This window comes from Wolbachia endosymbiont (group A) of Pipizella viduata, from assembly GCF_964028555.1.
Taxonomy (GTDB): Bacteria; Pseudomonadota; Alphaproteobacteria; order Rickettsiales; family Anaplasmataceae; genus Wolbachia.
Map to the genome: position 1 here is coordinate 1,058,911 of NZ_OZ034787.1, position 14,537 is coordinate 1,073,447.

A 14,537-nucleotide genomic window follows, 5' to 3' on the forward strand; every position below is an offset into this window, starting at 1 on the left:
TAACATCTATTTAAAAACATTGGCGTTTTTTTATGTTTTAAACGTTTAATAACCGCGACTCAGCTGCTTTTAAATGCAACTCACCTTAGTTTAAATGTTTAAGAAATTTACTAAGCGGAAAAAAAGGCAAAAGAAACCTCGTGTTAGCTAGTTGTCACTCTCTAATCCTGCAAATCGGCGTTCTATACTGTCTTAAACGACTTATAAGCGCGTTTCAGCTTGTGTAGGTAAAAACCCAGAAATGTTGTGAAGACATAAGGTGCACATAGTGCAAAAAATTAAAAATAAGACGCCAACTACGTTGTTTTTTGCTGTTTAATCTGCACAGATGAAGATAACTGAATACCTTCAGTATCATGATAAGGGGACTGGGGGAATTTGTCAAGTAGTTTCTACCTGAAACCACAATATTCGCACAGTTGGAAAATGGTTGCGGGAGTAGGATTTGAACCTACGGCCTTCAGGTTATGAGCCTGATGAGCTACCGAGCTGCTCCATCCCGCGTCGTTGTTTATTTAGCTATTATACTTGCAATTATAGGATATACAAGGATAAAATCCGCTATGGGTCGTATATTAGTATATTTATTAACTTTTTTTTGACATAATAGTGAGCTATATACGTCATAACCTACGTAATGAAAAATATAACTTGATACTGTGGTTTCCTGTGTGCCAGTGTGTAGGGATTTTAACCTATTTTTCCCTAAGTTTTGAACCAAGCTGCATTTTCACTATATCTATTTTTCTTTTGCTTCCACCTACACTAACTCTGATTGCGATACTGCACAAAAGGTACACAATACTATGCATTGCTTTAATTGCAGTGCTCATAGGATTTACAGCTAGTAAATTAAGAACAGCTTTAGTTGATACTCAAATTCTTGATAAAGAGAGATACGTAAAAGATATAATTGCCACAGTGAAGGACATTAATGACAGGGGCTCATACAAACAATTTCTGCTTTCTGTCTCTACTATCTCAAAATCCTCTCCTGTCATCCCAGCACCCCCTTTTGTCATCCCAGTACTTGATACTGGGATCCAGAAAAAAAAGATATGGATTCCAGCGTTACGCGCTGGAATGAAACCGGATAGAGCTCTAGATAACATCAGAATATCAGTTAGAACCAAAGTGGAAAAAGGCATTAAAATAGGCGATCAAGTAAAATTATCAGCAAAACTCTTCCCTCTAAAGATTGCGCCCTCGGAGCATGCATATGATTTTGCAAGAATGGCATATTATCAGAAAATAAGTGCAACAGGTTTTGCAACAAGCAAAATAGCTTTGCACAAAAAGGCTGAAGCAAGGAAATTTCAAGAATATATAGAATCTTTCCGTCAATACATTTATGAAAACCTGCAGCAAAATATTAAAAAACCACATGCAGACATAATTTCTGCATTACTAATCGGCAAAAAGGACGGAATAGACCAAAAAACTATGGATGCGATAAGAGATTCAGGTATAGCACATTTGTTTGCCATATCTGGTTTGCATTTATCATTTGTTGCTGGCCTGTTTTTTATGGTGTTTCGTAATTTATTCGCAATATCTGAAACTTTGACTCTTAAGTATAACACCAAGAAAATATCTGCATTCCTTACTATCTTGCCAACCACGTTTTATTTGTTGATTACCGGTATGCAAATTTCTGCTCAGCGTGCCTACATCATGGTGATTTTAGTACTCGTTGCAATAATGATAGAGAGAAAATATCGAGGGTTAATAGCAATTGCGTTTGCTGCTGCAGTGATACTCTCAGTAGAACCAGAAGCAATTTTAAAGCCAGGCTTTCAGATGTCATTTTCTGCGGTTTTGGCACTGGTTGCCAGTTATCAAATTAATGCTAATAAATTGTTCAAAATAAAAATAATGAAATATTTTGTGTCGATAATGATCAGCTCAGTAATAGCAAGTTTAGCAACTGTTCCGTACACGATATACAATTTTAATTATTTTTCAATTAGTGGTATTATCACAAATTTAGTTGCTATACCAATAGTTACATTAATTATTATTCCACTTGGAATAATTTATGTCTTATTGATTCCTTTAGGTATTGAATGGATTATAGCGCCATTTATAGAGCGCCCAATTGACAGTATCTTGTATATAACAAATGCAATCGCTAGTCTTCAGTATTTGGTTATTCCCATTCGTACTTTTCCTGCCTCATCAATTATTATCATAACACTTGGTTTATTGTGGCTGTGCTTGTGGGAAAGAAATTAGCGTTTCTTCGGAATTTTCTTTATTGTACTAGGTATTTGCTTTAGCACCGCATATAAAACCCCCGACATCCTAATAAATGCTGATAATGTTGCTGCAAAGGAGAGTGATAACTTACTATATTCTCTCACCAGAAAAAATAGGAACTTTGTTGTCAAAACATGGGCGAAACAAAATGGGCAGAACCAAATTTTGAATCATACAAAATATAGCAATCCAGATAAAAGACTAAAGTGCAACGATTATGGCTGTATATATAATAAAGGAAATAATAAATCAGTACTGCTTGCTTATAAAAAAGAAGATATTTCAGAAAATTGTGATAAAGTTGATTTAATAATTCAATTAAGTGAATTCGACTATTCAGTTTGTAATACTAGAACTATTAAGTACACCAATCTAAAAACATATGGCACACATTCAATTTGGTTAACAAATCGTTACGTAAAGATTAATACAGTGCGCTCTAACCGGCCTTGGCATAAGTTAAAAAGCTTGATTTTAAAGTGTTGTTAACAATAATTAATTAAATTTAAATGTAAGGAAATTTATGTATTTAGGTACTCAAGAAGGAAATTCTTTAAACCTCAACCTAACTCATGATCATAATGTAGCCAGAATAAATGATGCCATTGGTTTTCTCCCTAAAGCATGGCACGCAGCAAAAAAATATTCTGTAAATAATACCCTACCTATAGCAGTTGTGAACACTTGGCTTCAATTTTCTCTAGCCTACATAACTGCAATGGTAATAACCCTTAACGATTTAAGCTTTATTGCTACTTTTAACCCAACATTAATGCCAACTTACTTTCTGGTTTCTGTTATTTTTGGAGTAGTTTTATTAACCTCTCTTGCTCTAAGATATATATACAAGCAAGAAATAAAAGATGAGAAATCAAAAGATGGTGATAGCCCAATAGATATAAAGATTAAAGGTGGAAAAAGTGATGAAATAAATGAGATTGCTCAAAATGCATTAACAATAGAAATTGTTCCTGATTTGGTCGATAAAAAGCAAGGTTTTTCAATAATTTTACCAATCTCTGAAAAACAGGGAGAAATATTAGAAAACAAAAGACAAGAGAATAGAAATAAAGTTATTTTGCTTACTGTGCCATATGTGCTGAGCGGTCTAATTGTAGCTGGTGCATTGATACAAAATAAATTTAGCTTTGCCAATGTTCATGGTTGGGAAGAATGGGGTTTCATTGCATTCGTGAGTGCTGTCTTCATTGTTGGAATATGTATAGCATTGAGTAAATTAAAAAGTAATGAAGTAAATAACGCATGCAATATTGTTAAAAAATTCAATAACTTAGATATTCTACTTCCATGTAGAAAAGGCACGATTGTATCGGTAATGGAAAAGAAGACAAAAGATGAGGAAAAAAATGATCCCATATCTCGATTGATAAAATTACTTGATAAGCACTTCAATGAATTCACAGATAAAATAAGTGATTTATTCGATAAGTTCTTAGTTGAAGCTAACACATCTATTGATAAAAAACTTTTAAAACCTGCAAATGCTAACATTGAGAAAACGCTTAATGATATAAGAGGTGATTTAAAAGTTTTACTCAATAATTTAGAAGAGATTATAGAGAAAGATATAGATAAAGTGAAAAAGAACGCTAATAGAAAGATAACTACGTGTTTGAAAGGTATTAGTAAAAGTATAGGTGAGTCATTGAAAGAGATACGTACTGAATTGAAAGAAAAACTTAACCAACTTCAGCCTTCAGGAATGGGAAGTTATCTTGTTAAACTTGTGCCAACTACAAGCAACAGACAAGCTGGCGATACTGGAGATTCTCATGATCAAGATCACTCTTTGAAAGAGGAAGATAAAAAAGAAATAATTCAAGAAGTATGTAAAATAACAAATAACGTGGTACAGAATAAGATTAAGTCGATACAAGAACAGATTGCAACGTTGCAAGCAAACGGCAGTCCTGATAGCGCTTTAGGATCTGAAGATGTAGATAATATTGACCAATTAACATTAGAAGATATAGTAAAAGCACAACGTCAAGCAGTAAGAAATTTGGAACTAGAAGAAGAAAACAATAGGCTGATAAAAAAAGAGCAGAAGTTAACACAAAGAAAATCTGAACAAAAAGAAACAGATGAATGGGAAAAAAAAATCAACGGCAAACCAAGTGACTTTCTATATTATTTATTAGAATCTATTAAGCTAGAAGAAAAAGATAATAAAGAAAAAAAGGTTGAGGCAACATTACGAAATTTTGATAATAAAATAATAATTCACTGGAAAGATAGCTCTAAGACAACTTGCCATATTAAAAAACAAGGTGATCTTCCTAGTACAAGATTAGATTTTATAGACAAAGACACTCACGCAGCATTTAAAGTAGCGTGTGCAGGATAGATATAACCTTAAACATTAATAGTGATGAGAAAAAATTAAGGTTAGACACCTATATAGCTGAAAAATGCAACATATCGCGCAGTAAAGCTCAAAGATTGATACAGAATGAGCAGGTGAAATTACTTGGCACACCGATAATTAATAATGACCACATAGTAAAACCAGATGAAGAGTATGTGGTGCATCTCGTTCAACCTGACATATCCACATCAATTGAGCCTAATTATGACATAAAACTTGATATCGTCTATGAAGATGAGGACATTATAGTTCTGAGTAAACAAAGTGGATTAACAGTGCACTCTGGTGCTGGGACAAACAATGATACGCTCTTGAACGCAGTTATCGCTTACCTTGATGTAAGACCAAGAATTGTTCATAGACTCGATAAAGATACCAGTGGGCTGATGGTAATTGCAAAAAATGAGGAAGCCCATAGTTTTTTGTCTGAGTTGTTATCAAATCGTAAAGTAAAGCGGGAATACTTAGCAGTAGTTTGGGGAACATTGTCTACTCAACAAGGAACGATAAAGACTAATATTGCTCCAAAGCGTGTTAATAAAGAAATGATGTGTGTAACAAAAATCGCAGGCAAATTAGCAATCACTCACTATTTAGTGCAGAAAATTATAGGACAAGCAAGCCTGGTTAAATGCACTTTAGAGACAGGCAGAACACACCAAATTCGAGTCCACATGAGCCACATAGGACATTCCATAGTTGGTGATCAAGTTTACGGAAAAAATAGTAGTAAAAGCACAAAATATGCTAAAAACTCTAGTTTTATTCGTAATTTCAATAGGCAAGCACTACATGCTTACAAATTAGGATTACACCACCCAAAAAGTAAGGAATACATGGAATTTGTCTCTGATTTACCGCAAGATATAAAAACTTTAATTGGTGAGTTTGAAAATATACCTAAGAAAGGTTTACCTGATTTTTGAAGTATAAACCGACAATTTGAAAAACCGTCATTCCGCTATTAGTTAGCGGATGAGATACCGCGGGTGTTGCTTGGGTCAGCATAAATTGGCTATAACATTTTTATCATTTGTTCACCCTATTGGTTTTGAAATTAAGATTTATTGCAACTACAATTAGTACTCTTATCATCACATTTTGGTGTTAAGTCGGGATAGAACGTGAGTATAGCATCATTCTTTCTTACAAACACTGATTGATAATTGTCATCTTCCATTTCATATAGGCACATTCCATCTTTTCCTAATTCCTTGAACGCCTTAGTTGCAGAAATTAAAATATCATCGGCATGAAGGTTATATGCGTATCCATTTGGGCATTTAACTTTCACTTCCCCATCCTTACCCAAATATTTCATTCCAAATGTATAAAATGGTGGCTTAATATCTGATTTATTGCATAGGGACTTATCATTCCAAATTGCACCTGCCCATTTATCTTCTTGAGCTTCAACATATCTACCTACAAAATGCATACCACCTAATTTATCGTTTGGCTCACCACAAAAAATATGTCCAAACCCTATAGTTTCTTTTTCACTTTCACTATTTGTAAACCAAATGTTAGCCAGTTCATCTTTAAATAACTCCAAATCCGCATCTGGCGTAATCACTTGATGATCAAGCTTATCATATATTCCTTTCACTACTTCTTGATGCTGCGGACAACTAAGTAAAATTTTGAAATCTTCTTTATCTGGATGTGCTCCCCAATCTCCACAAACTTTCAACACTCCTCTATCGAAGTCAGTTAATTCTGGAAACGGTGGTATATAACCTGGTTGTGAACTGAAAAATGGTTCAAAATTGACCTTAACATTTTCTTCTACATAACTGGTGTGAAAATAATGATCCCTAATATAAAAAATAAATCCTATTATTGGTATTATTAAACACAAAATTAGTTTAACTGTCTTCGACATAATCACGTTCACAAAAAAGCTAGCTTATAAGAAACAATTTAAAAAAGTTTTAATCTAATCATTTTTGCAGAGCAGCAACTCCCGGCATTTCATCACCACCCAGCCAACTTAAAAACGCTCCTCCACCAGTGGAAGCATATGTAAAATCCTTATCGGTAAGGCCTGCAGCGCTTATTGCAGATAGACTATCACCTCCCCCTATTATGCTGGTTAACTTTCCTTTGTGCGTTAAGTCACTTACGACTTTCATTACCCCTATTGTACCACTTGCAAAAGCTGAATGTTCAAAAACACCAATAGGTCCATTCCACAGCAGAGTCTTACTGCTTGATATTATACTGCTTATTGTACTCAAAGTTTGTGGTCCGATATCCAAAATTATATCACCGTCCAAAATGGACTCAGTTCTTCTTGAAATACTAGTGCTGTAATCAGAGTTTACTGCAACCAGAACGTCTTCTGGCACAACTATTTTGCAATTGTTTTTATTTGCTGTTTCAACAATATTATGTAGAAGGTCGTCAACACCATTTTGAAAGAAAGATTTTCCTATATTTACTTTGCTAAATAACAAAAAATTATTAGCAATTGCACCTCCGAGAACTAGGTAATCAACCTTTTCTGTTAGCTTTATAAGCATTTTTATCTTAGTTGACATTTTGGCTCCCCCAACTATCGCAGTAATAGGTTTAGCTTTAAACGATACAGCTTTTTCAAGATACTTTAGCTCATCTTGTAAGCAAAATCCCGCGTAGGAAGGTAAAAACTCTGTAATGCGTGAAATAGAAGCGTGAGCTCTGTGAGAGCAAGAAAATGCATCATTTACATATATATCCGCTAGAGATGCTAGTTGTTTGGCAAAATTTGAGTCACTCTGCTCTTCCTCTTTATAAAATCTTAGATTCTCTAGTAATATTATATCTCTTGCATCCATAGCACTCACTGCTTTTTGCACTTTTTCACCAACGCAATCATCAATGAATTTCACTTTTTTATTTAGTAACTGCGATAAAGTGTCAATTACATTTTTTAGCGACAGATTATTGTCTCTGGCCTTTGGGCGTCCGAAATGCGATATAATAATAATCTTTGCACTTGCATTCACTAAATACTCAATAGTAGGCAATGCTCTCAAAATACGAGTGACGTCACGAATTTCTCCATCTTTTATAGGAACATTGAAGTCAACTCTGAGTAAGACGGTTTTATTGTGAAGATCACAATTTTCTATACTAGGTATATTCATTGTAAAACTAAAGCTATAAAGCCACTATACAGCAGTTTGACCTAAAGTAAAGTTTTAAGTTTACGAACGTTTAAGGAAATTTGCATCCAGATGGTGTCATGAAAGTAGCTGACACTGGTTCACTCTATAATGGTGTCATCCAAGTAGCCGACACTGGGATCCAGGTTGCTTACAAGCAAATTAGCATAGAAAGTGGTTACAACGTTTTCGATGAGATTGCAGGAACCAGTGTCAGCTACTCGGATGACACCATTCTTTTTTCTGGATCTCAGTGTCAGCTACTTTCATCTGCCACCTGCAAATTGCAATGTTCGTACAGTTATGTGTCACGCTACTTGGATGACACCGTTGAAAGAAATGAACCGCCTTTTCAAAATTATTTTGAATAGAGGAATAACATTCACAAGTAAAATTTCATATTACCATTTTTTAATTTATGTATTATAATAAGCTTAATCTATAAGAAAAACAAAGTTGGAAAAGTTGGAAGAACTAAGCAAAAACTGGGTGATAAGAACGGGAAGATTTTTATCTTCATTGTTTTTTTTACTGTTGATTGCGCTATCAATACGTAGTTTTTTATTCGAGCCATTTCATATACCTTCTGGTTCAATGAAAAGCACCCTACTTGAAGGGGATTACATTTTTACTAGTAAATATTCATACGGTTACAGTAAACACTCATTTCCATTTTCTCCAAACATTTTTAGCGGCAGGATTTTTTATACCCCTCCAAAGCGTGGCGACATAGTAGTTTTCAAACCCACAAGAAATGACAGCATCAGGTTTGTTAAGCGAGTAATAGGAACACCAGGTGACAAAGTGCAAATGATAGAGGGAGAATTATACCTAAATGATCAGAAAGTAGAGCGAAGGCAAATTGAAAGTTTTTTTGATTATGAGTCAAATCGTAACATACCAAGATATATAGAAACGCTTTTAAGTGGCAAGGAGCATGAGATTTTGGTAGATAACATTTCTAATAAGCTATCATATAACACTACGGTTTATTATGTACCTAACGATCAATTTTTTGTTATGGGAGATAATAGAAATAATTCTTTGGATAGCAGGTTTCCTGAAGTTGGTTTTGTACCAATGGAAAATATCATTGGGCGTGTAAGTATAGTTGGTTTATCGTTTAAATTGGGGAAGGTCGATTGGTTACCATTTAATTTCAGGTTACCTGTTGCTCTGAGATTTGACAGGATATTGCATAAAGTTGTGTAAACTCTACCTATCTGTTAATTCACACAACTCTAAAGAAGAATTTTCTAACTCGGCGATAGCGTTGTTAATTTCATTCAAGTCATTGCCTTGTAAAGCGTTTTTTGCGTTTTGTAATAGGTTTTTCAACTTTTGATCAGTGGAAACATTTTCAACTAGATGTATGAGCTTGTTACCGTTAATTTTAGCCTCTGCAAGGGAACGAGCCTTCATATCTTCATCAAAGCTGTTTATTGACTGGTTAACCATATTTTGAACATCAGCTTCACTCAAGCCAAAATTTGAATTTACTTCAACTGTCTGCTCAATTCCAGTAGCTTTTTCTCTTGCAGTAACAGTCAAGATTCCGTCAACGTTAACTGTAAATTCTATTTCAACTCTTGCAGAACCTGCAGGTAGTGGTGGTATACCTTTTAGTTCAAACTGTGCTAGAGATTTGTTATCCTCGATCATTTCACGTTCTCCCTGACAAACGTGAATTTTCATTGCTGGTTGCCCATCAACATAAGTTGTAAACTCTTTTATCTCTGAAACTGGTAGTGGTGTATTTCTTGGTATGATTTTTTCAACTATGCCTCCCATAGTTTCTATGCCAAGTGATAAAGGTAAAACATCCAGGAGAATATTCCTATCTTTTGAGCTCGAAGTTAAATCATGAGCCTGCAGAGCTGCCCCAATGGCAACTGCTTTATCCGGATCCACGTCATTCAGTACTTTATTTCCAAAGAGCTTGACTAGTGAATTTTGAACCAATGGTGTTCTAGTTGCACCACCAACTAAAATTACTCCTTTTATATCATCAATTTTAAGATCTATGTCGCTTATAGTACGAGTGACTATATTGATAGTCTTATTAACTAAAGGACTTATTGCCTGTTCGAACTTCTCTCTAGTTATTTCACATTCAAATGGCTTGCCGTTAATGTTAAAGCCAAAAGTGCCTGATACATTTTCACTTAAGTATTCTTTCGCGGTACGGATATTGCAGGTTCCAGCGTTATGTGTTGGAATGACATTAAGGTGTGTTGTCGACTCCTTGTTTAAACCTACTTTTTCTCTATACTTATCAAGTACAATTGAACTTAGTAGGTGATCAAAATCATCACCGCCGAGTTTGGTATCACCACCAACCGCAAGGACTTGAAACACTCCTTGATGTAATTTCAATATTGAAATATCAAATGTTCCTCCACCAAGGTCGTAAACTGCATATATTCCGCTGCTGTTGTTCTTTTCAATGGAGTAAGAAAGTGCAGCAGCAGTTGGTTCATTAACGAGACGAAGAACTTCTATGCCAGCTAATTTTGCTGCATATTTAGTTGTGTTACGTGCTGAATCGTCAAAGTAAGCTGGCACAGTGATCACTGCTTTTTTTACTTCCATTCCTGTAGACTTTTTCACCCTCTCGCATAAAGCTTTTAATATCTCAGCAGAAATCTCAACAGGAGTAAGATACTTTTCCTCTGAGCATTTTACTCTAATAACTTTTTCACTTTCGTTATCTATTTCAAAATTGAGGCCTTCTTTATTTAATTCTTCAACACTTTCACCCATTAAACGCTTTATTGAGTAGATTGCATTTTGACCGACGTCACAGCCAGTTTTCAATGTATTATTTTCATACGAAATAACAGAAGGCAGTAGCTCTCTTCCCTGCTCATCTTTAAATATCTCCACGTTGCCAGCTTTATTTACCATGGCAATTAAAGAGTTAGTAGTGCCAAGATCTATACCAAAAACTACTTCACTTGAATTTGGTTCAGAAATTTGAATTGGTTGCATTCTTTTTCACCTCCTCAAATGACTTATATAAATATTTCAATCTTAAGACTTGTGTAGCAGCTCCATCAAAATTCTTTACAGCAAAAGTGTTAATTAGGTTTTTAACGCAATCTTTTATTTTTTCATCAACCATCCTACTTGCAAATTGTAGATCATCGCAGTCCAGCAAATATTCTCTTATTTCCATTGATTCATTTAGTATTTCAGAATTTAGATGATCCTTTTGGCTTTTCATACCAAAAAGATTCAACAAATGCTCGGCACGTTTTAGAGGTGACTTTAGCACCTGATAAGCTTTGTTAATATTAATTATATTTTTAGATTGTCCTTCGTTTATATCAGTCCTGCTTAGCTCAATATATTTTTTCTCTAACTCATCAAAGCTGATATTGAAAGTTGGTTCAATTTCAAACAATGCAAAATAGTTGCTAGACATGAAAACTCTCTCCACAACCACATTTTCCTTTCACATTAGGATTTTTGAAAACAAAACCCGATGAAAATTTTTCTTCTACATAATCCATTTCAGAGCCAAGAATAAACATGACAGATTTTGGATCGATCAACACTTTAACTTTTTGGTCATCACTGCAGTTTTCCTCAATTATCGACTCTAAAGGACGAGTATCATATGCATATTCAATATCATATTTTAAACCAGAACATCCTTTTTGTTTAATTAGCACTCTTATTCCTATTGCTTCTTCCGGTTTCTCAAGGTTAGTATGCTTCTTTTGGTCCAATAGATACCTTATCCTTTCTACTGCTTTCGCAGTTATAGTAATAAGTTTTTTATCTTTCTTTATAGCGTTTACTCCTTGATATTCACTCATGCTTTAGTTCTCAATGTCCACCTTTACTTTGTTTGCTTTGATAATCATGAATAGCAGCCTTTATAGCATCTTCAGCAAGCACCGAACAGTGTATCTTCACTGGAGGTAAAGACAACTCTTCCACTATTTGAGTATTCTTTATCTGTGTAACGTCACTGATGGTTCTTCCCTTTATCATCTCTGTTAACAAGGAACTTGAAGCAATGGCAGAACCACAACCAAAAGTTTTAAATTTTGCATCTTCAATAACACCTTTGTCATTGACCTTTATCTGCAATTTCATTACATCACCGCACGATGGTGCACCAACTAAACCAGTACCAACATTTGGATCATTTTTATCCAGAGAACCAACATTCCTTGGATTTTCGTAATGATCCAAAATTTTCTCATTATAACTCATAGAATTACCCGTAAACCATTACTTACATTATAACATATTTAGGTTAAAAACTAAAGTAAAATACACTAGCAAGCGGTATATTTTACTCACAAAATATATGGGTTACGAGTGTATTTACTTTACAAATACATATAGTGCATGTCATTCTTTATATGGTAATTTTAGAAGGAGTATTTCTTGAGTTTGTTCAGTAATCTTTATCAAGGACTATTAAAAACCTCCTCTCGCTTTAGTGATGGAGTAAAAAATATTTTTTCTGGCAAAAAAAAATTAGATCAGTCGCTTTTAGATGAGCTGGAGGAGCTGCTAATCAGCATGGACATAGGTCATAAAACTTCTAGACTGCTTATTGACAGGCTCACAAGCATCAAGTTTGACAAGGAAGTTGAACATAACATTATCACACAGCAGTTAATGAACGAAATAGAAGCTATATTAAACCCTGTCGTGCAACCGTTAATTTTAAACAGAAAACCACATATAATAATGGTATGTGGAGTAAATGGTAATGGTAAAACCACAACTATAGGTAAGCTCGCATATAAATATAAGGAGATGGGAAAGTCCGTTATGCTTGTTGCATGTGATACATTTAGAGCTGCTGCTAGTGAACAATTAAACATTTGGGCAGAACGTTCTGATTGCTTGATTGTTACTGGAGAGCATGGTAGCGATTCTGCGAGTGTGGCATATAGAGCTGTAAGTCAAGCTATAAAAGATAACGTTGATGTTGTTCTAATTGACACAGCAGGAAGGCTGCAAAATAATGTGAACCTTATGGAGGAGTTATCAAAAATATATAGAACGATAAAGAAATTGGATGACACTGCCCCTCATGATGTTATTTTAGTTCTTGACGCAACTACCGGCCAAAATGCTTATAGCCAATTAGAGGCATTTAGTAAGATGGTTAGTGTTACAGGGTTAATCATAACAAAGCTAGATGGCACTGCTAAGGGCGGAGTAGTAATTGGACTTGCAGAAGCTTATAAGGTAAAGTTACATGCTATAGGAATTGGTGAAAGTATAGAGGACTTAAAGGAGTTTACTAGTAAAGAGTTTGCTGAAGCATTATTTAATTGTAATTAAAAATTTCTCTTAATTCCCTTACGTGACCAAGCTTGATTATCTCAATATCATGAGAAGAGTAATTACCATTTTTAGGCATAATTGCTTTTTTGAATCCTAACTTTTGTGCTTCTTTTAGTCTAAGATCAGCATGCGAGACATTCCTAATTTCTCCAGAAAGTGCAACTTCACCGCAGATTATTGAAGAAGTTGGCAGCGGTAAATTTACTACACTTGAAATAAGGGAAGCAGCAACAGCAAGATCAGCCGATGGTTCCTGTATTTTGAGTCCCCCTGCAATGTTTAGGTATACCTCTTTATCATGCAAAAACATTTTACAGCGAGCATTTAGCACCGCGATGATCATAGCCAATCGATTAATATCCCACCCAACTACTGCCCTTCTTGGGGTTGCCATATTAGTCCCTGCTATTAACGCTTGAACTTCCATTAAAATTGGTCTTGAACCTTCAATTCCTGCAAATACAGCGCTGCCAACTACTTCTCTGTCATGGGCCATCAGAAACAATGATGATGGATTATCAACAGGCACAAGTCCTGCTTCAGACATCTCAAAAACACCAATTTCATTTGCAGGGCCAAATCTATTTTTAATAGTACGCAAAATACGGTATTGATTGCTATTTTCATCTTCAAAATATAATACCGTATCTACCATATGCTCCAAAGTTTTAGGTCCAGCTATTTTCCCATCCTTAGTTATATGACCAACTATTAAAAGAGAAACACCATATTGTTTCGCAAGAATGGTTAATTCATGGGCACAAGTACGAACCTGAGTTACAGTTCCTGGTGCCGATGTAATTCTGCTATCATACATTGTTTGTATAGAGTCAATTACTAAAAATTTAATACTTTTATTTTCCTTTATTGTTGCTACTACATCAGTTAAAGACACTGTAGATAAAAGCTTAATTTTAGGTTCATTTATCTTAAGACGCTTTGCTCTGAGGCTCACCTGCTCTAAAGATTCCTCGCCAGATACATAAAGACATTCAAAAGAGGAAAGTTGCACGACATTAGCTGCAATTCTAAGCAAAAGGGTAGATTTTCCAATACCAGGTTCGCCTCCAATTAGAATGCTAGCACCTTGAACGATACCTCCACCAAAAACTCTATCTAATTCTTCTACTCCTGTTAGAAAACGACTTGGAGTGATAATTTCGCTACCCGATAACGCCTTTATTAAAATTGGCGCAGATATACTTCTTTTGCCCGTTTTTACTGCTATTTCTTCAACAACTGTATCCCAATTGTCACATGCAATGCACTTTCCTACCCACCTACCAGTGCTATGACCACAGGATTGACATACATATACAGTTTTCATCAAAGCCAAAATTATTTTGTTATAATTGTAATAAAAATTAGCTGAATAGGCGAAGTAAATCTAACCACTGAGTCTCACAAACGTTTTGGTGCGA

Annotated in this window: 12 protein-coding genes, 1 tRNA gene and 1 pseudogene; 6 read left to right on the forward strand and 8 right to left on the reverse strand. The window is 34.9% G+C overall.

The genetic code is table 11. The features are described from left to right. Positions 1-427: 427 nt before the first annotated feature. Positions 428-504: transfer RNA gene (locus ABWU50_RS05075), tRNA-Met, on the reverse strand. A gap of 99 nt (positions 505-603) precedes the next feature. Between ABWU50_RS05075 and ABWU50_RS05080 the strand changes: the two are divergent. The 3 genes and pseudogenes from ABWU50_RS05080 to ABWU50_RS05090 all read left to right on the forward strand — a co-directional run bounded on the left by ABWU50_RS05080 (position 604) and on the right by ABWU50_RS05090 (position 5,574). Further along, positions 604-2,748, forward strand: a pseudogene (locus ABWU50_RS05080) (ComEC/Rec2 family competence protein). Positions 2,749-2,782: 34 nt separating this feature from the next. Then, entirely contained in the window at positions 2,783-4,627 is a 1,845-nt protein-coding gene (locus ABWU50_RS05085; protein WP_353275587.1) for a hypothetical protein, read from the forward strand. Positions 4,628-4,680: 53 nt separating this feature from the next. Next, the gene (locus ABWU50_RS05090) at positions 4,681-5,574 is read left to right on the forward strand and encodes an RluA family pseudouridine synthase (protein WP_410542070.1); all 894 of its coding nucleotides are present in this window, start codon (positions 4,681-4,683) and stop codon (positions 5,572-5,574) included. A gap of 131 nt (positions 5,575-5,705) precedes the next feature. On the opposite strand, the gene ABWU50_RS05095 is transcribed toward ABWU50_RS05090, so the two are convergent. Together ABWU50_RS05095 and ABWU50_RS05100 are read right to left on the reverse strand one after the other, a co-directional pair. Continuing rightward, positions 5,706-6,533, reverse strand: a complete 828-nt coding sequence (locus ABWU50_RS05095) for an EndoU domain-containing protein (protein WP_353275588.1) — start codon at positions 6,531-6,533, stop codon at positions 5,706-5,708. A 58-nt stretch (positions 6,534-6,591) separates the two neighbouring features. After that, entirely contained in the window at positions 6,592-7,779 is a 1,188-nt protein-coding gene (locus tag ABWU50_RS05100; protein ID WP_353275590.1) for a phosphoglycerate kinase, read from the reverse strand. Between the two features lie 80 nt (positions 7,780-7,859). Here ABWU50_RS05100 and ABWU50_RS05105 point away from each other — a divergent pair, with 80 nt between their 5' ends. Both ABWU50_RS05105 and lepB read left to right on the forward strand, forming a co-directional pair. After that, positions 7,860-8,168, forward strand: coding sequence for a hypothetical protein (locus ABWU50_RS05105; RefSeq protein ID WP_353275592.1), 309 nt, complete (start codon positions 7,860-7,862; stop codon positions 8,166-8,168). Between the two features lie 94 nt (positions 8,169-8,262). Then, a complete protein-coding gene (lepB, locus tag ABWU50_RS05110; protein ID WP_264732601.1) occupies positions 8,263-9,009 on the forward strand; it encodes a signal peptidase I in 747 nt (248 codons plus the stop codon). A gap of 3 nt (positions 9,010-9,012) precedes the next feature. Here the strand turns inward: lepB and hscA are convergent, their stop codons facing one another. Genes hscA through iscU form a run of 4 tightly spaced genes read right to left on the reverse strand, consistent with a single transcriptional unit; the run spans position 9,013 to position 12,024 of the window. Beyond that, positions 9,013-10,788 carry a Fe-S protein assembly chaperone HscA gene (gene hscA / locus ABWU50_RS05115; RefSeq protein ID WP_353275593.1) on the reverse strand — a complete coding sequence of 592 codons (1,776 nt, stop codon included), beginning with the start codon at positions 10,786-10,788 and terminating at the stop codon, positions 9,013-9,015. After that, positions 10,766-11,224, reverse strand: a complete 459-nt coding sequence (locus ABWU50_RS05120) for an iron-sulfur cluster co-chaperone HscB C-terminal domain-containing protein (RefSeq protein WP_264328898.1) — start codon at positions 11,222-11,224, stop codon at positions 10,766-10,768. The genes hscA and ABWU50_RS05120 overlap by 23 nt, the downstream gene beginning before the upstream one ends. Further along, positions 11,217-11,621: a HesB/IscA family protein gene (locus tag ABWU50_RS05125; RefSeq protein WP_353275596.1), complete on the reverse strand. Its 405-nt coding sequence runs from the start codon at positions 11,619-11,621 to the stop codon at positions 11,217-11,219. Before ABWU50_RS05125 ends, ABWU50_RS05120 begins: the two co-directional genes overlap by 8 nt. A 10-nt stretch (positions 11,622-11,631) precedes the next feature. Next, entirely contained in the window at positions 11,632-12,024 is a 393-nt protein-coding gene (gene iscU / locus ABWU50_RS05130; RefSeq protein WP_114516867.1) for a Fe-S cluster assembly scaffold IscU, read from the reverse strand. A gap of 177 nt (positions 12,025-12,201) precedes the next feature. Here iscU and ftsY point away from each other — a divergent pair, with 177 nt between their 5' ends. Next, a complete protein-coding gene (gene ftsY, locus ABWU50_RS05135; protein ID WP_353275598.1) occupies positions 12,202-13,113 on the forward strand; it encodes a signal recognition particle-docking protein FtsY in 912 nt (303 codons plus the stop codon). Here the strand turns inward: ftsY and radA are convergent. Beyond that, positions 13,100-14,443, reverse strand: a complete 1,344-nt coding sequence (radA, locus tag ABWU50_RS05140) for a DNA repair protein RadA (protein WP_353275600.1) — start codon at positions 14,441-14,443, stop codon at positions 13,100-13,102. The genes ftsY and radA overlap by 14 nt on opposite strands. Positions 14,444-14,537: the final 94 nt, after the last annotated feature.